This is a genomic window from Streptomyces sp. ERV7, assembly GCF_001653515.1.
Classification (GTDB): domain Bacteria; phylum Actinomycetota; class Actinomycetes; order Streptomycetales; family Streptomycetaceae; genus Streptomyces.
Window position 1 is genome coordinate 956,543 of record NZ_LYOY01000051.1, and the last position, 25,956, is coordinate 982,498.

17 protein-coding genes, 2 pseudogenes and 1 riboswitch are annotated in these 25,956 nt (G+C 70.2%); of the genes and pseudogenes, 13 read left to right on the forward strand and 6 right to left on the reverse strand.

The genetic code is table 11. The features are described 5' to 3' along the window. The first annotated feature begins 51 nt into the window (after positions 1-51). The 4 genes and pseudogenes from A8W25_RS27225 to A8W25_RS27240 all read left to right on the forward strand — a co-directional run bounded on the left by A8W25_RS27225 (position 52) and on the right by A8W25_RS27240 (position 5,966). Positions 52-888: an inositol monophosphatase family protein gene (locus A8W25_RS27225; protein WP_067166149.1), complete on the forward strand. Its 837-nt coding sequence runs from the start codon at positions 52-54 to the stop codon at positions 886-888. A gap of 132 nt (positions 889-1,020) precedes the next feature. After that, a pseudogene (locus tag A8W25_RS27230) lies at positions 1,021-1,848 on the forward strand (phytoene desaturase family protein); the annotation flags it as partial. 2 nt (positions 1,849-1,850) lie between these two features. Then, positions 1,851-2,747, forward strand: a complete 897-nt coding sequence (locus A8W25_RS27235; protein WP_079126424.1) for a tyrosine-type recombinase/integrase — start codon at positions 1,851-1,853, stop codon at positions 2,745-2,747. 1,110 nt (positions 2,748-3,857) lie between these two features. Then, complete coding sequence (locus A8W25_RS27240) at positions 3,858-5,966, forward strand: DUF2075 domain-containing protein (protein WP_079126495.1); 2,109 nt, start codon at positions 3,858-3,860, stop codon at positions 5,964-5,966. A 56-nt stretch (positions 5,967-6,022) separates the two neighbouring features. Here the strand turns inward: A8W25_RS27240 and A8W25_RS35205 are convergent, their stop codons facing one another. Beyond that, on the reverse strand, positions 6,023-6,151 hold the full coding sequence (locus A8W25_RS35205; protein ID WP_234386596.1) for a DUF6408 family protein: 129 nt from the start codon (positions 6,149-6,151) through the stop codon (positions 6,023-6,025). Between the two features lie 192 nt (positions 6,152-6,343). After that, positions 6,344-8,215 (reverse strand): DUF2075 domain-containing protein, encoded by a 1,872-nt coding sequence (locus tag A8W25_RS27245; protein WP_067166156.1) that lies wholly within the window; start codon positions 8,213-8,215, stop codon positions 6,344-6,346. 538 nt (positions 8,216-8,753) lie between these two features. Here A8W25_RS27245 and A8W25_RS27250 point away from each other — a divergent pair. Further along, positions 8,754-9,968, forward strand: a complete 1,215-nt coding sequence (locus tag A8W25_RS27250; protein WP_067166158.1) for a Shedu anti-phage system protein SduA domain-containing protein — start codon at positions 8,754-8,756, stop codon at positions 9,966-9,968. Then, positions 9,965-10,210, forward strand: a complete 246-nt coding sequence (locus A8W25_RS27255; RefSeq protein ID WP_234386597.1) for a hypothetical protein — start codon at positions 9,965-9,967, stop codon at positions 10,208-10,210. The genes A8W25_RS27250 and A8W25_RS27255 overlap by 4 nt, the downstream gene beginning before the upstream one ends. A gap of 8 nt (positions 10,211-10,218) precedes the next feature. Here the strand turns inward: A8W25_RS27255 and A8W25_RS27260 are convergent, their stop codons facing one another. After that, complete coding sequence (locus A8W25_RS27260) at positions 10,219-11,280, reverse strand: enoyl-CoA hydratase/isomerase family protein (RefSeq protein ID WP_067167303.1); 1,062 nt, start codon at positions 11,278-11,280, stop codon at positions 10,219-10,221. A 187-nt stretch (positions 11,281-11,467) separates the two neighbouring features. On the opposite strand from A8W25_RS27260, the gene A8W25_RS27265 reads away from it, so the two are divergent. Beyond that, the gene (locus A8W25_RS27265) at positions 11,468-11,863 is read left to right on the forward strand and encodes a TOBE domain-containing protein (RefSeq protein WP_067166161.1); all 396 of its coding nucleotides are present in this window, start codon (positions 11,468-11,470) and stop codon (positions 11,861-11,863) included. Between the two features lie 31 nt (positions 11,864-11,894). Here the strand turns inward: A8W25_RS27265 and A8W25_RS27270 are convergent, their stop codons facing one another. Beyond that, on the reverse strand, positions 11,895-13,529 hold the full coding sequence (locus A8W25_RS27270) for a PucR family transcriptional regulator (protein ID WP_067166164.1): 1,635 nt from the start codon (positions 13,527-13,529) through the stop codon (positions 11,895-11,897). 266 nt (positions 13,530-13,795) lie between these two features. On the opposite strand from A8W25_RS27270, the gene A8W25_RS27275 reads away from it, so the two are divergent. Next, on the forward strand, positions 13,796-14,299 hold the full coding sequence (locus tag A8W25_RS27275; protein ID WP_067167304.1) for a molybdopterin-dependent oxidoreductase: 504 nt from the start codon (positions 13,796-13,798) through the stop codon (positions 14,297-14,299). Positions 14,300-14,388: 89 nt separating this feature from the next. On the opposite strand, the pseudogene A8W25_RS35645 reads toward A8W25_RS27275, so the two are convergent. Then, a pseudogene (locus A8W25_RS35645) lies at positions 14,389-18,707 on the reverse strand (molybdopterin-dependent oxidoreductase). A gap of 319 nt (positions 18,708-19,026) precedes the next feature. Further along, positions 19,027-19,250: riboswitch (cobalamin riboswitch) on the forward strand. 163 nt (positions 19,251-19,413) lie between these two features. Here A8W25_RS35645 and metE point away from each other — a divergent pair. Further along, a complete protein-coding gene (gene metE / locus A8W25_RS27285; RefSeq protein WP_067166166.1) occupies positions 19,414-21,735 on the forward strand; it encodes a 5-methyltetrahydropteroyltriglutamate--homocysteine S-methyltransferase in 2,322 nt (773 codons plus the stop codon). Between the two features lie 61 nt (positions 21,736-21,796). Here the strand turns inward: metE and A8W25_RS27290 are convergent, their stop codons facing one another. Then, entirely contained in the window at positions 21,797-22,591 is a 795-nt protein-coding gene (locus A8W25_RS27290; RefSeq protein ID WP_067166169.1) for a VOC family protein, read from the reverse strand. Between the two features lie 241 nt (positions 22,592-22,832). Here A8W25_RS27290 and A8W25_RS27295 point away from each other — a divergent pair, with 241 nt between their 5' ends. The 4 genes from A8W25_RS27295 (at position 22,833) to A8W25_RS27310 (ending at position 25,786) form a co-directional block, all read left to right on the forward strand. Further along, complete coding sequence (locus tag A8W25_RS27295) at positions 22,833-23,741, forward strand: ABC transporter substrate-binding protein (protein WP_067166172.1); 909 nt, start codon at positions 22,833-22,835, stop codon at positions 23,739-23,741. Positions 23,742-23,854: 113 nt separating this feature from the next. Next, positions 23,855-24,244, forward strand: a complete 390-nt coding sequence (locus A8W25_RS27300) for a cell division protein SepF (RefSeq protein ID WP_067166174.1) — start codon at positions 23,855-23,857, stop codon at positions 24,242-24,244. A 97-nt stretch (positions 24,245-24,341) separates the two neighbouring features. Further along, the gene (locus A8W25_RS27305) at positions 24,342-25,466 is read left to right on the forward strand and encodes an AAA family ATPase (protein ID WP_067166179.1); all 1,125 of its coding nucleotides are present in this window, start codon (positions 24,342-24,344) and stop codon (positions 25,464-25,466) included. After that, positions 25,463-25,786, forward strand: a complete 324-nt coding sequence (locus tag A8W25_RS27310) for a nucleotide pyrophosphohydrolase (RefSeq protein ID WP_067166181.1) — start codon at positions 25,463-25,465, stop codon at positions 25,784-25,786. The genes A8W25_RS27305 and A8W25_RS27310 overlap by 4 nt, the downstream gene beginning before the upstream one ends. Positions 25,787-25,956 lie beyond the last annotated feature (170 nt).

Consider the following 25,956-nt stretch of genomic DNA (forward strand, 5'->3'; position numbering starts at 1 on the left):
GGGTTGGGGCCACGTTCGCCGATTGTCAGTGGGGCGTGTTTTGCTGGACGCATGATCGAAGGGTTGCTCGCAGAGTTTCTGGAAGACCGGTCGTCCCACGTCGAAGAGGCGGTCCGCAAGGCGGCGGCCGTCGAGATCATGCCGCGCTTCCGCCAGCTCGCCACACACGAAGTCCTGGAGAAGAGCGGCCCGCACGACCTGGTGACGGTCGCCGACCGGCGCGCCGAGGAGTTCCTGACCGAGGCGCTGCCCGCGCTGCTGCCCGGCTCGGTCGTCGTCGGCGAGGAGGCGGTCGCCGCCGACCCGTCGTCGTACGACGCGCTGGACGGCGACGCGCCGGTGTGGATCGTGGACCCCGTCGACGGGACCCGCCAGTTCGTCCGCGGCGAGGAGGGCTTCTGCACCCTGGTGGCGCTCGCGCACCACGGCGAGGTGCTGGCGTCGTGGACGTACGGGGCGGCGCTCGACCTCATGGCGGTCGCCGTCCGTGGCCGGGGCGCGACGCTCAACGGCCAGGTGATCCGGTCCGGGGCGCCCGCGCCCGGCGCGGTGATCGAGGTCGCCACCTCCCACCCGGACTACACGACCGACGACCAGAAGCGCGCGCTGCTCGGGCTGCGCACCGAAGGCGTCAGCCCGCGCCCCTGCGGCTCGGCGGGACTCGAATACCTGGCGGTCGCGCGCGGCGAACTGGACGCGACCGCGTTCTCCTGGGAGCTCGCCTGGGACCACGCGGCGGGCCTGCTCCTGGTGACCGAGGCGGGCGGGGCCCACACGACCCTGACGGGTGAGCCGTTCCGGATAACCGGCGGCAACGCACTGCCGTTCACGGCCGCCCGGGACGCGGCGACGGCGGAGCGGGTGCGGAGGCTGCTGGCCGGGGAGTGAGCGGGCGCGGCGCCCGTCGGGCGCCGCGCGGCCCTGGCCGCAACCGCACCCACCCCGGGCCTGATTGTCACCGGCCCGGAATATGCTGGGTGTCTTGGCCACAAGGGCGTGAGGAGTCCGAAGGTGCCGTCGATGCTCGATGCCGTCGTCGTGGGGGCGGGACCCAATGGACTGACCGCCGCGGTCGAACTGGCCAGGCGCGGTCTGTCCGTTGAGGTCTTCGAGGCCAAGGACACCATCGGAGGCGGCGCCAGGACCGAGGAGCTCACCCTCCCCGGCTTCCGCCACGACCCGTGCTCCGCCGTGCACCCGCTGGGCATCGGCTCCCCGGCCTTCCGCCGGATGCCGCTCGACCGGTACGGGCTGGAGTGGCTGCACCCCGAACTGCCCATGGCGCACCCCTTCGACGACGGCACCGCGGCCGTGCTCGCCCGCTCGGTCGCCGAGACCGCCGCCTCGTTCGGCCCGCGCGACGCGGGCACGTACCGCAGGATGATGGCGCCCTACCGCGGCAAGTGGGACGTCCTGGTGCGCGACTTCATGTCGCTGCCCCTGAGCGCCCTGCCCCGCGACCCGATCGGCCTCGCCCGCTTCGGCCTCGACGGCCTCCCGCCGTACGAGTGGACGATGCGCCGCTTCAAGGACGACCGGGCGCGCGCCCTGATGGCGGGGCTGGTCGGCCATGTCATCGCCCCGCTGAGCGGGCTCGCGACCTCCGCCGTCGGCCTGGTCTTCGCGCTGGCCGCGCACGAGAACGGCTGGCCGCTGCCGCGCGGCGGCTCGCAGTCGATCTCGGACGCGCTCGCCGCGTACCTGCGCGACCTGGGGGGCTCGGTCCACACCGGCTTCGAGGTGAAGCGGCTCGACGACCTGCCGCCCGCCCGTGCGTATGTCTTCGACACCTCACCGACGGCGCTGGCCCGGATCGCGGGGCTGGGGCGGGCGTACGAGGGGTATCGGGCGTGACCACACCTGTCACCTACATCTGCAGCAGACCCGAGATAGGGGCCATAGGCCGCATCGACGTCCAGTCGTGGGTCCGAAAGCTCATCCTGGACGATAAGGGTGCTTCGGCCATCTGGCGCGCGTACAACCTCCTGTCCTCGCTCATGCGTTCTGCCGTTGACGAGGACCTCATCGCGGTCACGCCCTGCCGGAGTATTGGTCTGCCAGAAGAGGCGGTGAAGCCTCCGCAGTGGTTCACGTTGGCGCAAGCGCAGTCCATCCTTGATGAGCTGGCTCAGCCATGGCAGACGATGGCGCTCCTGGCCTTTTACACCGGCCTGCGGTGGGGCGAGCTCTCCGGCCTGCACGGGCATCGCATCGACTGGCAGCGGGGCCGGCTGTTCGTCGTCGAGGTCAACACGCAGTCGGGCATCAAGGAATACCCGAAGAGTTCGAAGAGCCGTCGCGAGGTCCCGATCCCCGAGCACGTCCTCGACGCGCTGGCCCGCCACGTGCACGGTCAAGATCGAAACGCTGTCGTCTTCACCACGGTCACCAAGGGCCGGTCGGGTCGTCTGCTCGATGACGGCAACTGGCGGAAGCACGCCTGGTGGCCCGCGGTGCACCAGGCTCGGTTTGCCGATGCCGACGGCACCATTCAGCCCGTGCCGCACTACCCTCCGCACTCCATGCGTCACACCTGCGCCTCCTGGCTGGTGCAGAAGGGCGTGTCCCTGTACGAGGTGCAGCACCTCCTCGGCCACGAGAGCTACCAGACGACACAGCGGTACGCGCACCTCGCCCCCGATGCGCACCAGGCAGTCCTCGGCGCCTGGACTCGGCTGGATTCTCAGCTGATCGTTCCCGATTCGGCAGCCTCGGGCGTAGTACTCGCCGGGTCCGCAGGACGGTGACCAAGAGTCACCCTGACAACGACGACGTCCTCACCGCCACAGCTCTGTTCGGCGCTGGTGCCCGTACCCAACTTGGGTACGGGCACCAGCGCCGAACCCGTTTCCGCTATCGTCATAGGTGCGGGCCAGCATGTGGACGGGTGACCCCCGAGTGGGGAGGCGGTGACGCACGCCTGACGCTGGCCAGCAACCGTGACGCTCGTTTTACGCGCGGAGCTCCAAACGGGCCCATCCAGAGGCTCGAATGTGGCTCTGACCTGCGGTTTCTTGAAACGGCCCGGATCTCTACCTCTTCCCGATGACTCACCATGTGGAGTGTGTGGCGATTCTGGAGCCTGCCGCGAAGGGCTCCTTACGTGCTGTTTCATGGCTGACCACGGGGGCTCGACCTGTTTCCGTTCCTCCAGCGGGTGAATGCGTGCGGCGACTGCTAAGAACTGCTCGACCTGCCGTTTGGCAGGGGCCGTAGGAATCGCAGGGAGAGGCGTCAGGGAGCTCCTCCGGCTGATGACGCCCGTTCTGAAGTCCCATCACCTCGGCCCGGTCGAGTTCACGGACGCGACTGGGCCGATGGCTCTGGGCGCCCATCCGCGAGGGCGTAGCTCTTCGGCATCCCGAATGCCGAACGTGTCTCCATCTGACGACGCTGATCGAACTCGGATCCCGTGGCCGTGGTTCACCGGCCTCCCCGGACGTGCTGCCCCTGCTCTGTACATCAGATGTGCCTTCGCAGCGCCCCGTATGGCGGAGTCTGACATCAGGGGCAGCCGTGAGGAACGAGCACGGGAAGGACCAGGGCTTCTCTCGAGGCCGCTGGCCGCCCCGCTGTGCAGGCAGCACGCATCCTCGGTAGGTCACGTGGGTCGATGTCTGCCGGAGGCGGGCGGTCGAGGCGGGTCCGGGCAGGCCGCCTTGCGTAGTCGGCCCGCGATTCCGCCGCGTGATTCAGCCACGATGTTCACGGTTCCGGCCGACGGTCGTGGCGGTGTTCCTCAGCGTGGGGCCATTCCTTAAGATCACCGGAACCGAATGCGGCCCGACGGGCTTCCGATGAGGACATGCCCCCACCCGCACGAGTCACTCGTGCCCTGGGGGAACCACCTCGTGTCCATGCTCCTGCTGAAGTTGTCGGCGCAAGACCTGCTCACCCTGAACGCCCGGCGCCGTATGGTCCCGCACCTCGCCGCCCGATGGCGGCACTTCCGGGGGGCGGACGCTTCGCTGTCGGAGCGGTCCGCATGGGCGGAGAGCCTCGTCAGTCTCGCGAATGACCTCGTCGCCGCAGGGCGTGGAAATGTGGAGATGATCGTTGAATGCGCCGCGACGATCGACGAGAGCGACCGGCCCGGTGCCCCCCGGCTCATCGATGTCGTCCTGGTGGGCCGGCATCCGGACGGGAGCGGGCCATCCGTCCAGTTGGTCGAGTTGAAGCGGTGGTCGATGGTGACCCGGGTGGAACGGGCCACCGCGGATCTGGTCCACGTGCCAGGTATGGGGGAGAAGAAGCACCCGGCTCTTCAACTGCGCGAGTACTACCAGGCGTTCACGAGTGAATGTGGTCCTCTCGGGAGCATCGACTTCGCGTGCGGAGGCTTCGCCTACCTGCACAATGCCACGGACGATTCGGTGCGCCCCCTGATGGACGTGGATGCGCCGACGGGGGCCTACGCACGTGTGTACACGGGTGACGGTCGCGGCCAGTTGCTGTCCGACCTCCGAAAGAACTTCGCGGATGACGGCGCCGTGTCCGAGGCCGAGAGGTTGTTGCAGCGCATGGGTCTGCGCAACACACCCCTGCTCGACGCAATGATCCGGTCCCGCGGCGAGGACACCGTCTTCACCCTGCGACGAGAACAGAAGGAGGTTGCTGATCAAGTCCTGGAAGCCGCTGCCAAGGTGCTGCCGGACCCCGAGCGTCCTGCCCTCGTCCCGAACGAACAGCGAGTGATCTTCCTGGTTACGGGCGGAGCCGGCACGGGGAAGAGTGCGATCGGCCTTCAGATCAAGGCGGAGCTGGAGGCGCAGGGACGGACGGTCAAGTACGCCAGCGGCAGCAGGGCCTTCAACGGAGCGCTTCAGGAGCACGTCGGTTATGGAGACCGGGAGTTCAGAGAATCCTTCACCTACTTCAGCAACTTCGTCACCCCGCCGGACCCACCACTTGACGTGTTGATCTGCGACGAGGCGCACCGCCTTCGTGACCGGTCCACCAACAGGTTCTGGAAGCCGGAGGATTGGGGTACGGGCCCGCAGGTCGACGAGCTTCTCGCGGCTTCGCGCCTCACTGTCTTCTTCATGGACGAGGGCCAGTCGGTCCGGCCGAACGAGGTCGGCACCGTAGCTCTCATCGAGGACGCGGCCAGGAGACACGACGCCCGAATCGTCCCGAGCAATCTTCGGCAGCAGTACCGCTGTGGCGGCAGCGACGCCTACATCCGGTGGGTACGGGCTGTGCTCGGGGTGTCGGGCGAGCCCGTCGAGGAGTGGCGACCGGATGGGCTGATGCACATCGAGGTGGTGGACACACCGGAGGAGCTCGAACGGATCATCCGCACCGAAGCGCTGGCCGGCGCCTCCGGGCGCATGGTCGCGGGCTACTGCTGGCCCTGGACGAAGCCACTCGGTAAGGAGAGGCGGCTGGAGCCCGATGTCCGTATCGGCGACTGGCACCGGCCGTGGAACGCGGACAGCGACAGCTACTGCGAGGGCGGCCAGGTGCCGCCTGCGAAAACCTGGTCCGTAGACGCGAATGGTCTCGGGCAGATCGGCTGCGTGTACACGGCGCAGGGTCTCGAGTGGGACTGGTGCGGCGTGATCATGGGCGAGGACATGGTGCGTCGGGGTGATGAATGGATTTTTCGCCGGGGTAAGGAACGCAAGGAGGAGGGCTCGAACATCAAGAGGGTCGACAGGCCCGGCTCCTTCGACCCGAAGGTGCGACCGGGCAGCGTCGACGACGATGAATTCGCCCGGCTCATCCGCCACGCCTACCACGTGCTGATGACCCGGGCCAGCCGCGCGACGGTGCTGTACTCCACGGATCCCGAAACGCGGGCGTACCTCAAGGAACTCGTCGGAGAGGTCGAACTCCACGATTTGCGGCCTACCTGGGCGAACCTGCCCCCGGAGGCCCGGACGCCACATCTGCCCCGCCCTCGCAGGGGAGCGGGAGGCCGAGGGAGGCGGAAGACGAAGGAGCCCGGTCTGCGGCTGTTCTGACGGAGGACGTCGGGGAGTGGAGGTGGCGGGCTCACCGGCCCCGCCACCTGCCTGCTTCAGAAGAGCAGGCGTGCCATCGTCGCCAGTGCCGCCACCAGAAGATTGGAGACGACTCCCGCAGCGATGTCGATCAGGATCTCGCGGATCCGCTCACGACGCGCAGACTTGTACTCGACCGAGACCATGGCCACTCCAGAGCAGTGAGAAACGGAATGGCAGGGGGACGCCCTACCGGGCATCCACGCTCACGTCAGGTGTCGCCACATGACGGGCACAACCATCCATCCTTCACCGCCCGTTGGGGCAGGCGCATGAACTACTGCCTCGTACCCTCCGGGAAGGTGCGCAGCACGCCTCATGCTAACCCGTGGGCAGAATCAGTGTGTTGCGGGGACGAGCGAGCGGAGCTTCTCGCGGGTCTCGGGATCCGTCGAGTAGACGATCGTGCCGATCATGCCCCGGGTCAGCAGCACCTTGTAGGTGTTACGGACCAGGCGGTCGACGTCGTCGTCCGGGGTCGCTTTGGTGAAGGACGGATCCTTGGACGCCGTACGGTCCACGATCCAGCGATCGGTCCGCCAGACGAGGTCAGGGCCAAGGATGACGCCCGACCAGTCGTACTCGAAACCCTGCGCGGTGTAGACACACCCAACCTGGCCGAAGCCCGCAGGATCGGTGGCCCACAGTGGGGCAGGAGGTGCGCCGAAGCGGGAGCGGTCCCCGTACAGGTTCCACGGCCGTGCCCATTCGCCGATGATGACGTCCGTCGGCAGGGCGTTCATGTCCGGCGTGATCTTCGTCGTCCACTTCCAGCAGTAGCCTGCGGACATGCGAGCCCCGTAGCCCTGGGCGTGCTGTGCGACCAGAAAGTCCTCGAGCTCCTGAGGGCTGTCCGCAGTCAGCAACTCCACCTTGCCGTCAGGCTCCCAGACGGCAGGACCGTCGCCTTCCAGCCCGAGCAAGCCCGTCACCCAGCGCAGGTACGCGTCGCTGCCACCGCACCGGAACTGGCTGTCCAGCTCCACCACCGTGCACTCCAGCCCCTGCCCGGCTGCGGCATCCCGGATCTCCTGCACCGTGCCCATCTCACCCGGGCGCACCACCTGGTGCTGGTCCAGCAGGAACACGGGAACCCGGGCGGCGTCCATCAGCTCCGCCACCTGCGGACGGCCCGTGCGAAGGTCGGCCTTGGTATACCGGTTGGCGGAGGTCTTGCGCAGCCGGTGCGCCTCGTCACAGACGAGCACGTCCAGATCGTTGGGCTCGGCATCCATGAAGCTGTTGAAATAACGGAAGAGCCGCTGGACCTCGGGCTTGCGGGCGCCCGCGACCTTGCGCATGGTCTTGGTGAACGACTGCGATCCGGTGGCGTGCAGTGCGGGCACTCCGCGCCGGTACAACTCTCCCAACAGGGACAGGGCGATCACGCTCTTGCCGGAACCAGGCCCGCCGGCCACCACGATCACCTGCTTGTGGTCGGACCGCCGAGCCTTCCTGACTGCGGACATCACCGTCTCGTAGGCGAGTCGTTGCTCGTCAAGCAGCACGAACTGCTCCCGGTGGCGGACCTCTTCGGCAGCGGCGGCCATCAGCTGCTTCGACGGCCGAACCTTCCCCTGGAGCAGGGCGTCGGCCGGGTCGACACCGGGCTTCGGGGCCAGCCTCGAACGCAGGTAGGCCAGGAATGCGCCGCGCTGCTCACCGGTGAACATACGGCCCCGATCATCCTCCGGAACCGCGCGTAGCCCTGCGACGCCGAACTCGGTGGCATTGTGCAGGTACGCCACCCCGGTGACCGACTCGGGGACCCGCTCCAGTGCCCCGTTGAAGGACACCAGGTAGTCGCAGTAGCCCCGCACCTGCTCGATCGGGTTGAGAACCGGCACGGGGTACGCGTCGATGCGGCATCTCAGCGGATCGTCTTCTTCGGGGAAGGCGTTGCTCCACTGCTTGAGTTCCACGACCACGTACGACGGCTCCCCCGTGGCGGGGTGGACGCCGGCGAGTATCACGTCCGCGCGCTTGCTGGTCAGCGGCAGTCCGTACTCCAGCAGCATCTCGACTTCGCCGAGCCCGGCTTCGACCAGTGCGTTGGTGAGCGCCGGGATGCTGCGTTCCCAGGAGCGCACCTCCGACGGCTGGGGCCGGTGGCGGTGCTTGTGCAGGAAGTTCTCGGTCAGGAGCGCTGCCAGCCGTCCTTCGACACGGGTGCGGTTGGCCAGCGATGCCGCAGACTCACGGAACAGCAAGAAAGTGCCCCCAGGCAGCACGAAGTCGCTCGTGCGGGTGGGGGCATGTCCTTCGACATCCACAGATGTGGAGCGGAAGCCCGGCGGGCCGCTGAGATGGTGCCCGCCATTCTAGAACAGAAAGTGGATCACGAGCCTGGAGAGTTGGAGCTGTGCGCAGCCCTTCGGGTTGCCGCGCCGGGCAGGGGCGGCTTGTCCGGCCATCAGGTCCGACGACGGCGCAGGCTGTGGTCGATCGCGACGGGCTCTTCTACCGAGGAGAGGCAACGGATGCCGGAGGTGCGCTGACGGTCCCGCAGGCGACGTGCCGCCTGGGTGCTGCAGGTGCTGGATTGGCGTCGGGACAGCGCCCACGTGGGGCGTGTTCTGAGGGGCGCCAGGTGTGGTGGCGTTGCTGGTCGAGTCGGCCCTGATGTGTTGGGCCACGTGGCTCAGAACCGTTCGGCGTCTGACGGGAGTCGACGCGCTTCGTGCCCATGCAGGCGTCGTGCACATGCACCGGCCGCGATTGTCAGTCCCCCTTCCTACAGTGACCCACATGACGACATTCCGAGCCGGGTTCACGCTCTGGAACATGGTCAAGGCCGCGCGGGAGCTCACCGAACAGGCGAGCGTCCTGGAGCGCATCGACGCGGTACTGCGCGTCATGGGCGGCTTCGGCGGGACGTACGGCAAAGGCAGACCGCTGGTGAATGCCCTGGAGGATGTAGCCCAAGACGCTCTACTTCACGAGGACTTCGAGCTTGCGCAGCGATTCCAGCGCTTCGCCGCCTATGCCGGGGGTGAGCTGTTCCTCGACATCTTGGAGATGTACTACGACGAGAGGGCACGGCGGCGCAGCGAGGAACACATGCGGAGGATGACCGCCATGGGTGCGGACCGCGCGGTGGCCGCCCTGGACGTCATGTGCCGCGACAGACCCGACGCCACCGCCGCCGATGCCCGCGACCTCTTCCTTGGCATCGCTCTGTCCGTCGGCCACCTGGGCCTCGGGACCGGCGACGGCGGCATTCAGCTTTCCAGCAAAGAGATGAAGTGGCTCCAGAAGTACGGCCACATGGAGTTACTCCTGCGAAATCTTCCGAGACCGGCATCGGTCGAGGCGGCGTCGCGGATGATGAGTGACGCGCTGGAGGAGGCCGACGCGGGAATGCTGGCCCAACTGCTCGAATTGAAGGCCAGGCGAGTCGGTTTGGAGGCCCTGCGTACCGCAGTGGAGGACTCGGCCAGTTCCGAAAGCACGCTCCACGCCTGCCTGAAGAACCAGGAGTGGATCTTCGGCGGGGCCTACGTGGCCGAACTGGCGCGGCGGCAGTACACCCCCGACGCGATTCTCGACATCCCGCTGCTCCGTGGTGACGGCTCCTTGCATGTGGTGGAACTCAAGCGTGCCAACGTCGAGCACCTGGTCATTCGGCCCAGCGGCCACCTCATGCTCGGCGCCCCGGTGCATCACGCCGTGTCCCAGGCGCAGAACTACCTCCGGACCCTGGACGAGAACCGCCCGACCATCCTCGCGGACTACGGCGTAGACACCCGCAGAGCGTCGGCTACCGTCGTGATCGGGCACCCGAAGTACGTAGGCGCGAGCATCACACCCCAGGAGCTCGCGGAGACGCTACGCACCTACAACACGCATTCGACACGCATAGAAGTGATCACGTACGGGACCCTGCTGGAGTCGGCGGCGCGGATGCTGGCCCTCTCCTCCGCACTACAGGACACCGACTCTGCAGAGGAGCCTGCGGCATGAGTGATGTCCCTGCTGCGATCGAGCCGCTTCTGGCCCGCCTGTGCGGTGGCGCCATCACCAGCGACGACTACGTCGGCTACTTCCTGAACGAGTACGGGGAGGAGCTCGTCTTCGCACAGCGCCGGGGCGAGAAGGCCGCCCGGCTCTGGCACAGTGACGCGGACTGGCAGATGTTCCACATCGGCGATCATTCGATACGGGTCGGCGCCGCGATGGACGGGCGAGGACGGAATTGCCCCTGACCCTTGCCCTAGGGCCGCGTCCCGAAGAACCTCTCCACCTCCACATCCCCCACCTGCCCCAGCGTCCCCGGACGCCACCGGGGCTCCCGGTCCTTGTCGATCACCTGGGCTCGGATTCCCTCGACCAGGTCCGGGGAGGTCAGGGCCGCGCAGGAGATGCGGTACTCCTGGGCCAGGACCTCCTCCAGGGTGGGGAGTTCGCGGGCTCGGCGCATCGCCCGCAGGGTGACCTTGAGCGAGGTGGGGGACTTCGTCAGGATCGTCTCCGCCGTTTGCTTCGCCTCCTGGACGCCGGAGGTCAGGAGGCGGTCCACGATCTCCTCCACCGTGTCCGCCGCGTAGCAGTGGTCGATCCACTCGCGGTGTGCGGTGAGTTCGCCGGGCGGTGGGGGCTGGTGGGTCTGGTGGGTGTGGTGGGGGAGAGCCTGCCGTACGGGCTTGGTCGACAACGCCTCAAGGAAGTGCGGGAGTTGGGGGGACGGGACGTAGTGGTCCGCCAGGCCGCACAGTAGGGCGTCCGCCGCGCCCACCGGCGCTCCCGTGAGGGCCAGGTGGGTGCCCAGTTCGCCGGGCGCGCGGCTGAGCAGGTACGTACCGCCCACGTCCGGGACGAAGCCGATGCCCGTCTCGGGCATGGCGATGCGGGAGCGCTCGGTGACCACACGCACGTTGCCGTGGGCCGAGATCCCCACCCCGCCGCCCATCACGATGCCGTCCATCACGGCCACGTACGGCTTGGGCCAGCGTGCGATGCGGGCGTTGAGGCGGTATTCGTCGCGCCAGAAGTCCGCCGACGCCGTGCCGCCCGCGCGGGCGTCCTCGTAGATCGCGCGGATGTCGCCGCCCGCGCAGAGCCCGCGCTCGCCGGCGCCCGTCAGGACGACCGTCTCCACCTCCGGGTCGTGCTCCCACGCCGTCAGTGCCTCGTCGATCCGGCGGACCATGGCGTGGGTGAGCGCGTTGAGCGCCCTCGGCCGGTTCAGGGTGAGGTGGGCGGCGCGGCCATGGCGCGCCAGCAGGACGTCCTCGGCGTCGGGGGCGGTGTCCGGGGGTGTGCTGCTGCGGCCCATGGGCTGGCGGTTCCTTTCGGATCCGTGCAGATCCTTGCGGATCTTCGAGACGATCTCCCCGAACATATAGTTGGACGTCCTAGTAAGTCCATCGTGCCCATCGCGTCTATCGCGTCCATGGCGGCCATCGTGTCCATCGCGTGAGGTCGCCGCCCCTGTCCGGCGCCCTCGGGCCTAGAGTGCTGTCGTGCCGACGTACAGCATTGGCCGGGCAGCGGCGCTGCTCGGCGTGAGTTCCGAGACCGTCCGGCGGTGGGCCGACGCCGGGCGGCTGCGGATGGAGCGGGACGGCACGGGCAACCGGGTGATCGACGGGGTCGGGCTCGCCGCGTTCGCGCGGGAGAGGGCCGCCGGGGCGTACGAGGTGCCGGGCGCGGTGGCCACCTCCGTGCGGAACTCCTTCGTGGGGATCGTGACGGCGGTGACGCTCGACGACGTGGCCGCGCAGGTGGAGATCCAGTGCGGACCGCACCGGGTGGTCTCGCTGGTGACGCGCGAGTCCGTCGAGGAGCTCGGCATCGACGTCGGGGTGACCGTGACCGCCCGGGTCAAGTCGACGAATGTCCATGTCGACCTGGGGTGAGCGGTCGGCGGTGAGCCGCGGGCCGTCATGCTCAGCGGCACAGCAGCGCCGCCCGTAGGTCCAGTTTGTGGTCGAGCCGGGACAGGTCGCGGCCGGTCAGAACCTCCACGCGCTCGATGCGGTAGTGGACCGTGTTGACATGAAGATGAAGCGCCTCGGCGGTACGCGCCCACGAGCAGTTGTGCGCCAGGAAGACCTCAAGTGTCTCCAGGAGTGTGGCATGTGACGCGCTGTCGGTTCGTGTAAGCGGACCGAGCGTGCGTGCGCAGTATGCGGCCCGCACATCCGTCGGTACGCCCGCGAGCAGTGATTCCAGCGTCGACAGATCCTCGACCGCCGTCACCCGGGCGGTGCCCGGTGACGTGGTCCGGGCTGCTGCGAGTGCGTACCGCGCCTGTACGAGAGCGGCGCCGAGCCCGGCCGCGTCAGTGGGTGCGCTCGCTCCGGCGTGGAGCGGGGCACCCGGCAGGCATACGGCCAACAGGGGCCATGCGTCCGTGAGTTGGTGCCCGGAATCCTCCATGCCTTCCGGCTCCTGGACGATCGCCACCGCCTCGCCCCCACCCGTGCCCGCGCCACGAACTCCCGTGCTGATACCCACGGCGAAGGTCGTCGCAGCCGTGTGGCTCAGCGCCTCCGTCAGGGCGTCGGCGGCGCCGCTCTGGCCCTCCGTACCGCCGAGGGTCGCGACCAGTACGCGGTACGGGCCCTCGGTCGGCAGCCCGCACGCGCGCAGCGCGCCCTCCATGGCCTTGGCGTCCGATCCGCCTCCCGTCCGCGTTGCTGCGCCCGCCGCTATCGCCGTGACCAGCTCGTCCGCCGCCTGCCGTTCCGCCGCCCTGCGACGGTCGTGGTCGTGCCGGGACTGGGCGAGGACCTCGGCTATCTCGTGCAGCACGCGCGGCGGGACCTCGGCGGTGCCCGGCGGCAGGTGCAGATGCCAGGCGTCGTATGGGTTGCATGGGTTGCATGGGGTGTACGGGGTGTACGGGGTGAACGGGCCGTATGGGGTGGGCGAGCCGCCCTCCGTCTGGATGCGCAGCGTCGTGCCCGCCGCTCCGCGTATGTCGAGCGAGGCGCGGTCCGCGGACAGCGCGGGCGCCGAAGGGGTGCGGGCCACCGTGCGGCCGCTGCTGGTCAGCAGGTAGCAGGGCGGGCCGCCGAGCGGGGCGAGTGCGCGGTCGAGGAGCTCGTCGGGGTCCGCACCGCGGTCGAGGAGCCGGCTGAGCTCGGTGCGTACGTTCTCGGGCAGCACATAGTGCGGCGCCGGAAGGCGGCTCAGGTCGCCCCACTGGCGCAGATACACCGCCTCGGTGATGGCGCGGAAACTCGTTCGCGCGGGGACGGCGAGCAGCGGCACCCGGTGCGCGCGGCAGGAGTCGATCAGCTCGTCGGGGATCGTGCCGTGGGTCTCCTCGCCCGCCAGGAGCGCGATCGCCCCCGATGTGCGCAGTGCCGAGACGAAACGGTCGGTCTTCGCGCGGTCCTGGCCGGGGCTCCACCACACCAGACCGCTGAGCACGACCTCGCCCTCCTGGAGGAAGCGTGCCGGGTCCTCCAGATCGGTGGCGGTCACACCGCTGATCTCGCGGCCGAGGAGCGGTGCCTCGCCCCACAGGAGGGTGAGGTCCAGGCTGTCGAGCTGGAGGAGGTGTCCGACGTGCATGCTCTGGCTCCTTGCGCGGCCGCCGGGCGGGCAGGTGCCCGGCTTCTCACATTCACCAGGTGAGTGCGAGTTGGGCCATCGTAAATGCCAGGTGGATGGGAAGGAATGGTTCTTGGCTGATCCTCCAGCTGTTGGTCGCGGTGCTGGGATGTTCCGCGCTGGGCGCACTGGTCATTTCCGGCCACCCCGGGCAGCGTCCCGGGGTCGGCGGGGTTGCCGGAAGCGGCGCCGTGTGGCGTCGGTCCCGAATGGGCATATGCAAGACCATGACGCGTACTGGATTCACAGAGGCGAGGCGGAACAGTGATCCAAGCTCGCAGGTGAGGTCCTTTGCCCTGTGCGGTGATGTGCTCCGTCCCGCCACGCTCACCGTCGTGGATCTTCGGCAGGGCTGGGAGTCCCACCGGGCCGACGTCGTCTTCGACTGCGCCACCAACGGACCCCAGCGCCACCGCTTCGAAGGGCCGCTGCTGCGCGACGTGGTCGCCGCGGCCGGGCCTGCCTTCGACGTGCGCCGCCGCAAGGACCGGTCCCGGTTTCTGCTGGCCGTCAGCGGGGGCGACGGCCACCACGCGGTCCTGGCCTGGGCCGAGATCGACGCCGACTTCGGTGACAAACCGATCCTGCTCGCCACCCGTATGGACGGCCGTGAACTCGACGCCGAGGGCAGTCAGTTGGTGGTCCCGCCCGACCGGTGCGGGGCGCGCTACGTCAGCGCGATCACCAGCATCTGGATCGGCGGCTTTCCCCCGGCGGCGCAGATGCCGTAGGCGCGTGGATGCCTATGAGCCCGCGGCCGCTCGGCAGCCCAGCCCGTGGCTCACTGCGTGCTCACTGAGAAGCGCACTTCGCGACCCACTCAGTAGACATCCCGGACGTACCGCTTCCCCGCCGTCAGCTGCTTCAGGTACGCCGCCGCCGACTCCTCGTCGAGCCCGCCGTGCGCTATCGCGATGTCGCGCAGCGCCCGGTCGACGTCCTTGGCCATACGGGACGCGTCGCCGCACACATAGAAGTGCGCCCCGTCCTGGAGCCAGGACCACAGCAGCGGGCCGTGCTCGCGCATCCGGTCCTGCACATACACCTTGGCGCGCTGGTCGCGGGAGAACGCGGTGTCCAGGCGTGTGAGGGTGCCCTCCGCAGTCAGTTTCGTCAGCTCGTCCTCGTAGTAGAAGTCGGTGGCACGGTGCTGTTCGCCGAAGAACAGCCAGTTCGGGGCGGTATGGCCGAGGGCTCGGCGTTCGTAGAGGAAGCCGATGAACGGGGCGACTCCGGTACCGGGGCCGACCATCACCATCGGCGTCCCCGGGTCGGTGGGTGGCCGGAAGTGCCGGGTGCGCTGGACGTACACCGGCACCGGCGCGTCCGGCGGCGAGTCCGCGAGCAGCGCCGAGCACACGCCCGCACGCGGGTGGCCGAGGCGGTTCTCGTACCGGACGACCGAGACCGTCAGGGACACCTCGTGCGGGTCGGTCAGCGGGCTGGACGATATCGAGTACTGCCGGGGCCGCAGGCCTCGCAGGACGCCCGCCCACTCGGACGCGCTCGCGCGCACCCCGTGCTCGGCCACCACGTCCACCGCCTGGCGGCCCCACGACCACTGCGCCAGCTGCCACTTGTTGTCGGGGCGCAGCAAGTGCTTCAGACGGCGGTCATGGGTCCGCTCGGCGACGAACTTGAGCAGGTCGGGGCCGACCCGCGTGATGTCGAGGTGTTCGTGCAGCGCCGTACCGAACGGGACTTCGCCGACCCCGCCGATCTCGACGGGGACCGTGGAGTCCAGACCGGTGACGGCCAGCCACTCGGCCACCAGGTCGGGTGAGTTGACCGGGTGCACGCCGAGCGAGTCCCCGGCCGCGTAGGTGAGCGGGACGTCGCTCGCGCGGGTGTCGAAGGTGAACCGCCGCACCTCCTTGCTCGAACCGGGGAGGCTGAGCAGCGAGTTCCCCGTCAGCCGGGCCGTGATGGCGGCGGCCCGGGAGCTGGGGAGAGGAACGGTGGAGGCGGGGACGACCCGGGAGCGGGCCGTCGTGGAACTCGTAGGGATGGGTGCCGTGTTGGGGACCGAGGCTGTTGCTGTACCCGGTGAACGGACGCCGTGTGCCGCGAGTTCCCGCCCGTCCGCGAATTCGCCGGGGAGATTTCCGGGCGCCCCGGAGGCGTCCGTGGCGGGGGCACCGAGGGCCGTATCTCCCGGGAGACCGGCGGGCGCACCCGCAGACTTGGTCCCGTCGGCAGTCCCGCCTCCGGCGGCGGACAGCTCCTCCAGCTTGGCCAGCACGCCGTCGAGCCACTCCTGCGCCCCGTTCTCGAAGTCCGGCTCGCAGTCGGTGCGGGGGAGCAGTCGTACCGCGCCCAGCTCGGCCAGGCGCCGGTCCAGGCGTCGGCCGTGCCCGCAGAACTCGTCGTACGACGAGTCCCCGAAGGCCAGGACCGCGTAGCGGCGCCCTTCCAGGCGCGGGGCCTCGTCCTCCGCCAGTGCGTCCCAGAACGCGGCGCCGTTGTCGGGCGCCTCGCCGTCCCCGGTGGTGCTGGTGATCAGCAGCACCTCGGCGTCGGTGGGCAGTGTGTCCGGAGCGGCGTCGTCCATGGCTACGAGCCGGATCCGGTGGCCCGCGACGGCGAGCCCCGCGGGGTCGTCCTGGAGTACATCCCGGCCAGCACGCCGTTCACCCACAGCGCGTGCTCCTCGCTGAACGGCGCCGTCGGCGGCAGTACGGGGATGCCGGGCGCGCCCGACTCCAGTCCCGCCAGGAACCCGGCGAGGTACTGGCGTTCCCGCTCGGTGAGGACCGGTGGCGGCGTGCCGAGCCCGAACACGGCTGCGGGGGCGGCGCTTTGGCCCGCCGACAGCTGCGCGTCGGGAGCCGTGCGCTGGGCGGGAACGGCGTGGGTGAGGGGCGCGGGGGCATTGAGGAGCGCGGTACCCGTGACGGGCGCCCCCACCGTGCCGCTCGCACCTGCCGCCACCGCTATCGCGCCGCCGGTGACGAGCGCTCCGGACACGCCTGCCGTGGCCTCGGTGGAGCCACCGGCGCGTGCCGCCACCCCGTCCGCGGCCGCCGCCGTCCCCGGCATGACCGGCCGTACCACCTCGGCCGCCGTCTTCGTCAGCGACACCGCGCACACCTTGAACTCGGGCTGCAGCGAGATCGGGTCGACCGCGTCGCTCGTCACGTCGTTGATGCTCAGATCCGCGCCGAACAGGTCGTTCCAGTGGAACGGCGCGAAGCAGCACCCAGGCCGCACCCGGTCGGTCACCACGGCGGGCAGCACCGCCCGTCCACGACGGGAGGCGATCTCCACCCCGTCGCCTTCGCGGATGCCGAGGCGCTCGGCGTCCTGCGGATGCAGCTCCACGAACGGCGCCGGGTTGAGCTTGTTGAGCTTGGCCACCTTCCCCGTCTTGGTGAGCGTGTGCCACTGGTGCTGCAGCCGTCCGGTGTTGAGCACGAACGGGAAGTCGTCGTCGGGCATCTCGGCGGCCGGCAGGTGCGGGCGCGCGTGGAAGACGGCCCGCCCGCTCGCCGTCGGGAACACCGGGCCGGAGCCGTCCTCGGCGACGTACCGGATCGGGTTGCGGTCGGGGCCCTCGGCGGTCGGGGCGGGCCACTGCACCGGTGTGGCGCGCAGCCGCTCGTAGCTCACCCCGCGCAGGTCATAGCCGGTCTTCGGGTTCCAGGCGCGCTTGATCTCCTCGAAGACGTCCTCGGGACCGGCGTAGGTGAACGCCTCCTCGTACCCCATCGCACACGCCACGCGCGCGATGATCTGCCAGTCGGGCAGTGCTTCGCCGGGCGCGTCGACGGCCTGCCGGGCGAGGGTGAGGTTGCGCTCGCTGTTGACGAGGACGCCCTCGGCCTCCGTCCACAGGGCGCCCGGCAGCACCACGTCCGCGTACGCGGTGGTCTCGGTCTCGGCGAACACGTCCTGGACGACGACGAACTCGGCCGCCCGCAGGCCCTCGACGACGGTCCGGCGGTTGGCGACCGAGGCGACCGGGTTGGTGCAGATCACCCAGCACGCCTTGATGTCGCCGTCGGCCATCCGCCGGAACATCTCGACGGTCCCGAGCCCCGCCCCGTCGGTGCGCAGCGTGCCCTGCTCCAGCCCCCACAGCTCCTCGGTGAAGGCCCGCTCCTCGTCCACGAGCACCGAGCGCTGGCCGGGCAGCCCGGGACCCATATAGCCCATCTCGCGGCCGCCCATGGCGTTCGGCTGGCCGGTCAGCGAGAACGGTCCGCTGCCGGGTCGGCATATCGCGCCGGTCGCCAGATGCAGGTTGACCAGGGCGTTGGTGTTCCAGGTGCCGTGCGTGGACTGGTTGAGCCCCATGGTCCAGCAGGTCATCCACTCCCCGGCCGCGCCGATCCACCGCGCCGCCGTACGGATGTCGTCCTCGGGGATCCCGGTGGTCTCCGCGACACAGGCGGGCGGGTAGTCGGCCAGGAACTCGCCCATCGCCTCCCAGCCCTCGGTGTGCTCGGCGATGAAGGCGGGGTCGGTGTCCCCGTTCTCCTGGAGCAGATGCAGCAGCCCGTTGAGCAGCGCGAGATCGGTGCCCGGCTTGATCTGGAGGAAGAGGTCGGCCTTGGCGGCGGTCGCGGTACGGCGCGGATCGACGACGATCAGCTTCGCCCCCGCCTTGACGCGTTCCATCATCCTTAGGAAGAGGATGGGATGGCAGTCGGCCATGTTGGAGCCGATGACCAGGAAGACGTCGGCCTTCTCGAAGTCCTGGTACGAGCCGGGCGGCCCGTCCGCGCCGAGCGACAGCTTGTAGCCGCTGCCCGCACTGGCCATGCACAGCCGGGAGTTGGACTCGATCTGGTTGGTGCCGATGAACCCCTTGGTCAGCTTGTTGGCCAGATACTGCGCCTCCAGGCTCATCTGGCCCGACACATACAGCGCGACGGCGTCCGGCCCGTGCTCGTCGACGATGGCCCGCAGCCTGCCGGCCGTCTCGGCGATCATCGCGTCGACCCCCGCGGGCACCGGCTCGGCGCCCCGCTCACCCCGTACCAGCGCGGTGGACAGACGTCCCGGAGCGCTCAGCATGTCGGCCGTCGTCGCCCCCTTGGTGCACAGCCGTCCGGAATTGGCGGGGTGCGCCTTGTCGCCGGAGGCCTTCAGCACCGTGCGCCGGCCGTCCGGCCCGACGGTGATGTCGAGGACCATCCCGCAGCCCACACCGCAGTACGAGCAGACCGTGCGCACCTGTTCGGTGGCGGCCCGCGTGCCCTGTGCGGTCAACGGGTGTCCCCTCTCGTCTCGGCCGGGATCCCTTGGGCTCCGACCGTACGAAATGCCCGTTACTTCGATGTCACGTGCGGCGATCACGAGTGGTTACGTCGGCCACACTAATCGCGCCCCGATGCTGTGAGCACCTGTGTGCGACTGCGGCACGCCTCCGATGTCGGACATCACGAGGCGTCCGGGCCCGGTGTGAGGGGTGTGGATCGAGCCGGGATCCGTGGGCCCGGCACTGCGACTCTGTAGGGTGGCGATCGCAGCTGGTTCGCCCCGTCCGCCAGGCGGGATGCGTCGCAAGAGGGAACCCGGTGGGAATCCGGGACTGCCCCGCAGCGGTGAGCGGGAACGACCGCCGTCATACGCACTGGGCCCGCGAGGGCCCGGGAAGCGACGGCCACTAGGTGTCCGCCGGGAAACCGGCAGGCGTGCCCGCGAGTCCGAAGACCTGCCCGTTGCCCGTGCGCGACCGATCGCGCGCGGAGACCTTGGTGACCTCGTGGGCGGGTCGGCGAGACGAGTGGCGGGTTCGACCGCGGGCACTGCTCCGCGTGGGCCGCCCTGTCCGTCATTCCTTCGCGCCCACGACCCGTACCGGGGTCGATTTCGGGACATTCTCGCGAAGGAGAGTTTCGTGACCATCAAGCCCGCAGCCGCGGCAGCACGGGCCACCGTGTACGGCTACCCCCGCCAGGGCCCCGACCGGGAGCTCAAGAAGGCCGTCGAGGGGTACTGGAAGGGCCGCGTCAGCGCCGACGGCCTCCGTGACACCGCCCGCGACCTGCGCCGCGCCAACTGGCGCCGTCTCGCGGAGGCGGGCGTCGACGAGGTCCCCACCGGCGACTTCTCCTACTACGACCACGTCCTCGACACCAGCGTGATGGTGGGGGCGGTCCCCGACCGGCACCGCACCGCCGTCGAGACCGACACGCTGGACGGCTACTTCGCCATGGCCCGCGGCACCCAGGACGTGGCGCCGCTGGAGATGACCAAGTGGTTCGACACCAACTACCACTACCTGGTCCCCGAACTCGGCCCGGACACCGTCTTCACCGCCGACTCCGGCAAGCAGGTCACCGAGCTCGCCGAGGCCTTGGCGCTCGGTCTCGCGGCCCGGCCCGTCCTGGTCGGACCGGTCACCTACCTCCTGCTGGCCAAGCCCGCGCCCGGCGTCGACGCCGCTTTCGAGCCACTGGCGCTGCTGGAGCGGCTGCTGCCCGTCTACGCCGAGGTGCTCGCCGATCTGCGGGCGGCCGGCGCACAGTGGGTGCAGCTCGACGAGCCCGCCCTGGTCCAGGACCGCACCCCCGCAGAACTGGACGCCGCCGCCCGCGCCTACCGGGCACTGGGAGGTCTCACCGACCGCCCCAAGCTGCTGGTCGCCTCCTACTTCGACCGCCTCGGCGAGGCGCTGCCCGTCCTTGCCAAGGCGCCCGTGGAAGGCCTCGGCCTCGACTTCACGGGACCGGCCGCCGCCCACCTCGACGGCCTCGCGGCCGTCGGCGGGCTGCCCGGCAAGCGGCTGGTCGCGGGCGTCGTCGACGGCCGCAACATCTGGATCAACGACTACGAGAAGTCCCTCGCCACCCTCGGCACGCTCCTCGGACTCGCCGACCGGGTCGACGTGGCCCCCTCCTGCTCGCTGCTGCACGTCCCGCTCGACGCGGCGGCCGAACGCGACATCGACCCGCAGATCGCCCGCTGGCTCGCCTTCGCCCACCAGAAGACCGCCGAGACCGTGACGCTCGCCCGCGGCCTCGCCCGCGGCACCGGCGCCATCGCCGCCGAGCTCGCCGCCAACCGCGCCGACCTCGCCTCGCGCGCCGGATCCGCCCTCACCCACGACCCGGCGGTACGCGCGCGTACGTCGGCGGTCACCGAGGCGGACGGCCGCCGCTCCCAGCCGTACGGCGAACGCGCCCCGGCCCAGCGCGCACGCCTGCGGCTCCCGCTGCTGCCCACGACCACCATCGGCTCGTTCCCGCAGACCACCGAGGTGCGCACCGCCCGCGCCGACCTGCGCGCCGGACGCGTCGACACCGCGGGTTACGAGGAGCGCATCCAGGCCGAGATCCGCGAGGTCGTCGCCTTCCAGGAGAAGGCAGGCATCGACGTCCTCGTCCACGGCGAGGCCGAACGCAACGACATGGTGCAGTACTTCGCCGAGCAGCTGACCGGCTACCTCGCCACCCAGCACGGCTGGGTCCAGTCGTACGGCACGCGCTATGTCCGCCCGCCGGTCCTGGCCGGCGACATCTCCCGGCCGCGGCCGATGACGGTGCGCTGGACCGGCTACGCCCAGTCGCTCACCGACCGTCCCGTCAAGGGCATGCTCACCGGGCCGGTCACCATGCTGGCCTGGTCGTTCGTCCGCGACGACCAGCCGCTCGTCGAGACCGCCCGCCAGGTGGCACTCGCCCTGCGCGACGAGGTCGAGGACCTGGAGGCGGCAGGGACCTCGGTCATCCAGGTCGACGAGCCCGCCCTGCGCGAGACGCTGCCGCTGCGCGCCGCGGACCGCGCGGCCTACCTCGACTGGGCCACGGAATCGTTCCGCCTGACCACCGGCGGCGTACGTCCCGACACCCAGATCCACACCCACATGTGCTATGCCGAGTTCGGTGACATCCTCCAGGCCATCGACGACCTCGACGCCGACGTCATCAGCCTGGAGGCGGCCCGCTCACATATGCGGGTGGCCGACGAACTCGCCGCCGCGGGCTATCCGCGCGAGGTGGGGCCCGGCGTCTACGACATCCACTCGCCGCGCGTACCCAGCGCCGAGGAGGCGGCAGCACTGCTGCGCAAGGGGCTCGCGGCCATCGCTCCGGAGCGGCTCTGGGTCAACCCCGACTGCGGTCTGAAGACCCGCGGCTGGACCGAGACGAGGCAGTCCCTGGAGAACCTCGTCGAGGCCGCCCGGACGGTCAGGGCACAGGTGCGGCAGGGGTCTTGACACGGCCGGGGTGTGCGGGCACGCGCGCGTGCCCGCACACCCCGGGACCCGCCGGAGCCTGCTACACGTCGGCCATCTGCGGCATCTCGCCCTGCGTCGTCTGCAGATCGATCACCGAGAACGACGCGCCCTGCGGGTCGCTGAGCGCCGCGAACCGGCCGAAGGGCGTGTCCATCGGCCCGAACCGCAGCACCCCGCCCCGCTTGGTCGCCTTCGCCACCGCGTCGTCGCAGTCGGCGACCGTGAAGTACACGTTCACGTACGACGGGACCTCGGGCGGGAACTCCTCCGTCATCTTCATGCGGCCCAGGGCCATCTCGTCACCCACGCTGAAGACCCGGAAGTCCGCCGCGGCGTCCTGCATCTGCTTGGCGCGGTACGGGAACACCGCGGGCAGGAACGCGTCGACCTTCGCCGGGTCGCGGGTGAAGAACTCGGCCCAGCAGTACGCGCCGGGCACCGCCTTGGCCTCGAAGCCCTCGTGGCTGCCCGCCTGCCACACGCCGAAAACGGCGCCGCTGGGCTCGCGCACGATCGCCATGGAGCCGAAGTCGCCGACCTTCATCGGCTCCATCAGCACCTCGCCACCGTTGTCCTTGACCTTCTTCGCGGTGGCGGCGACATCGGGCGAGGCGAGGTAGAGGCACCACGCCGACTGGCCCTCCTGCCCCGGCATCGGAGGCACGACGGCCGCCACCGCCTTGCCGTCCGCGTACGCCTGTGTGTAGTTGCCGTACTCCGACGACGCCTCACCGAACGTCCAGCCCAGCACGCCACCGTAGAAGCTCTTCGCTCCCTCGACATCGGTGAACATCGCATCGGCCCAGCACGGAGTGCCCTCTGGTTCTGCGGCCATGACTGTGCTCTCTCCTGTGTGACAGACGGTCCGGCCTGCCACGCTAGCCAGCCGTCCGCGACCCCGCGCGTCGAGCGCTTCCGGGCGCCGGGGGCGCGGACGACCGGAGCGCGCCGAAAGGGGTGACGCGCCGGGACGGCGGGCAGGTAATCGGGTACGGATCCTGGCGGGGCGGGACGACTCGGGCGTAGCGTGACCCGGCGCTGGCGCGCACAGCGACCTACAGGGGGCGTGTGACCTCATGGACAAGCCGGTCTGGCAGTTCTCGGACGACCGCGGGCAGATGGCGACGGCGGGGCAGGTACCCACCCGGGTGACCGCCTACATCCAGGCCGGAGCCACGCTCTGGGACCACGGAGTGGGCCCCGGAGCCGTCTTCGGCTCCTTCCACGACGGGGCCGCCCCCGACCGCGCCAAGGCCGGCGGACTGCCCCTGGACCGCCTGCGCTACCTCGGCGCGGGCACCGCCCTGGACCTCGACGCGCTGCTCCGGGGCACGCCCGACCTCGTCGTGGCCGTCAGCTACGGAGGCGGCCAGGTCTACGGCCTCGACCCCGAGACGGCCAAACACCTGGAGGAACACGTTCCGGTGGTCGTCATCGACATCGGGCACTCGCGCTCCCTGGCCGAGATCAGGAACCGCTTCACGGACCTCGCACGCGCCCTGGGCGGCGACCGCCACCACGAGGACGCCGCCCGCCTCCTCGACGCCGCCCAGCGCCGTCTGCGTACCGTGACGGCCGCCACGCGCGCGCACGCGCAGACGGATCCGCCCGAGGGGCCCCGCGTACTCGCCCTCTCGCCCGCCGGGCCCGAGCAGGTCCACGTGGCGCGCCCGGACGCCTGGCCGGAGCTGCGCGCACTGGCCGAGCACGGCGTGCGCCTGGTGGAGCCGCCCGCCGCGGCCGGTGCGAACTGGACCACGCTGACCTGGGAGGCGGCGGCCGCGCTGTCCGCCGAGATCGTCCTGTGCGACGTACGCGTGAACGCCACCCCCGTGGAGCAACTGCGCGCCGACGCGCACTGGCAGACGATCGAGGACCGCACGCGCGTGCTGCCGTGGAACCCGGAGGCACCGTGCAGCGCCCGGGCCCACGCCCGGTTCTTCGCCCAGGTGGCCGACGCCGTGGACTCCCGCACCGCACGCTAGTACGCCTCGGTGCGGACAACTTCACAGCTCAGAGCCGTGTCGGAGTTGGGCTGAACGGGTGAGCGGCCTCATCATGGCGGGATGCAGATACAGCACAGGGGCGAGGTGGTCCGGTGAGCAGGTACGACGTCACCGATGAGCAGTGGGAGGGGCTCGCCCAGGTCGTTCCGCTGCGCAGTCGCAACGAGTGGCCCTCGCGAGTCGACCACCGCACCATCGCCAACGAGTACGCGGCAGCCGCACAGCGCCGCTTCGTGGTCCTGCGCGTCCAGGTCTTCGCCGACGCGCGCGAGGTCGCCGAATACATGATGGCGCAGACCCCGGTCCTGCTCGACCTCACGAGCGCGGACACCGAAGTCGCCAAGCGCATCCTCGACTTCAGCAGCGGAGTGGTCTTCGGCCTGGGCAGCGGAATGCACCGCGTCGACCGCAACGTCTTCCTCCTCGCCCCCGTCGGCACGGAGGTGGAGGGCATCGCCGAGGCCGTCGTCCCCCATGCGTAGGGGCGGCTGCCCTCCCGTACGGGGAACCGTCCCTCGTTCGTAGGAAGGTGATCGAGGCGTAACGGTTCGTCGGTTTTCGCCCTCATACGGTCCGTTCATGAACGGAACCTGTGACCGGCCCACCGTCACCGAACTGCGGCTCTCCGCCTTCAAGTCGCACCGCGGCGCGGTCTTCCCGCTCGGCCCGCTCACCTTCCTGGCGGGACCGAGCGGCAGCGGCAAGTCCAGCGTCCTCCAGGCGTACGAGGCACTGGCCCGGCTCGGCGCCGGCGCCACCCTCGCCTCGGCGTTCCCCGACCCCGCGGGGTGCGTACCCGAACGCGCCGAGGCGGACGCCCAGGGCCGGCGGGGCTTCCGCATCGGCTGCACCGTCGACGGACCTGCCGGCCCCGTCCGCCTCGACCTCGCCGTCCAGGCCGAGCCGGAACTCCGCGTCGTCGGCGAACGTTTGACCAGCGACGGCGACACCCTCCTGTCCACCGCCCTGCGCGACCCCGGCCGCTCCACCGTGCAGGCGGCCTGGCACACCGCGGGCGCCGTCCCGGTCACCCGCGCCCCGCTCCCCGACGACCGGCTCGGCACCGCACTGCTTCCGCTGCGCGTCGCCGGGACGACCGAAGGACAGCTGCGGGTCCTCGCCGCCGCCGAACAAGTGGTGGTCGCCCTGCGGTCCGTGTTCGTCTGCGACCCCCAGCCGCAGCGTATGCGCGAACCCGTCCCGCCCGGCCAGGGAAGGCTCCGGCGCGGGTGCGACAACCTCGCCGAGATCCTCTCCCGCACCGCCGAGGAGTGCACCATCCGCCACGCCCGGCTGGTCACCGCGGCCCGCGCGGGCTGCGCCGGCCCGGTCACCGCGCTCGCCGCAGAAGAACTGGTCGACGGCACATTAAGGGCCGTGGTGGGCCGGGGCGAGCGCACACCCACGCCCGTGGCCCGCCTGGGAGAAGGCGAACTGCGCTACCTCGCGCTCGCCCTGGTCCTGCTCACCGGCCCCGGAGTGCTCGCCGTCGACACCGTCGCCGAGATCCCGTCCGCCCTGCAGACCCTCACCGTCCTCACCGACGGCTTCGACCGGGGCCTCGACCGGCGACAGTCGCGCGAACTGGCCTCCCTCGCCGCCGAGATGTGCCGACGCGGCCACATCCGCCTCACCAGCACCGTCACCGACGCCGCATGCGCCCGAGGAGTGCAGGGGGCGGCAGTGGTAGACCTGGAGCCGTGACCGAACCCGACGTAGCTGGACTCCAGCGCCGACTGGCCGACTTCGCGGCCGCGCGCCACTGGCAGCCCTTCCACACCCCCAAGAACCTTGTCTCCGCCCTCAGCGTCGAGGCCTCCGAACTCCTTGAGATCTTCCAGTGGCTGACCCCCGAACAGTCCCACCGCGTCATGGACGACCCCGACCGCGCCCACCGGGTGACCGACGAGGTCGCCGACGTCCTCGCCTATCTCCTCCAGCTCTGCCAGGTCCTCGGCGTCGACCCGCTCGCCGCGCTCTCCGCCAAGATCGACCGCAACGAGCTCGGGCCGGTGGGTGGCTGATCGCGCAGTTCCCCGCGCCCCCAAAAGCCTCGGTCGTCTGCGGACCGTGGTGGGTTGCTCGCGCAGTTCCCCGCGCCCCTAAAAGGCAGCCTGTGGCTGAGCCGAGCTCTCCGGCTGCGGCCGACTACCCAGGGGCGCGGGGAACTGCGCGAGCAACCCACCACGGTCCG

Bases quoted from the DNA above. Each gene is read 5' to 3' on its own strand.
- A8W25_RS27225 (WP_067166149.1), top strand. From the start codon at position 52: ATGATCGAAGGGTTGCTCGCAGAGTTTCTGGAAGACCGGTCGTCCCAC.
- A8W25_RS27305 (WP_067166179.1), top strand. From the start codon at position 24,342: ATGAACGGAACCTGTGACCGGCCCACCGTCACCGAACTGCGGCTCTCC.
- A8W25_RS27255 (WP_234386597.1), top strand. From the start codon at position 9,965: ATGAGTGATGTCCCTGCTGCGATCGAGCCGCTTCTGGCCCGCCTGTGC.
- A8W25_RS27260 (WP_067167303.1), bottom strand. From the start codon at position 11,280: ATGGGCCGCAGCAGCACACCCCCGGACACCGCCCCCGACGCCGAGGAC.
- A8W25_RS35205 (WP_234386596.1), bottom strand. From the start codon at position 6,151: ATGGTCTCGGTCGAGTACAAGTCTGCGCGTCGTGAGCGGATCCGCGAG.
- A8W25_RS27270 (WP_067166164.1), bottom strand. From the start codon at position 13,529: ATGCACGTCGGACACCTCCTCCAGCTCGACAGCCTGGACCTCACCCTC.
- A8W25_RS27290 (WP_067166169.1), bottom strand. From the start codon at position 22,591: ATGGCCGCAGAACCAGAGGGCACTCCGTGCTGGGCCGATGCGATGTTC.
- A8W25_RS27240 (WP_079126495.1), top strand. From the start codon at position 3,858: ATGCTCCTGCTGAAGTTGTCGGCGCAAGACCTGCTCACCCTGAACGCC.
- A8W25_RS27275 (WP_067167304.1), top strand. From the start codon at position 13,796: ATGACGCGTACTGGATTCACAGAGGCGAGGCGGAACAGTGATCCAAGC.
- A8W25_RS27295 (WP_067166172.1), top strand. From the start codon at position 22,833: ATGGACAAGCCGGTCTGGCAGTTCTCGGACGACCGCGGGCAGATGGCG.
- A8W25_RS27250 (WP_067166158.1), top strand. From the start codon at position 8,754: ATGACGACATTCCGAGCCGGGTTCACGCTCTGGAACATGGTCAAGGCC.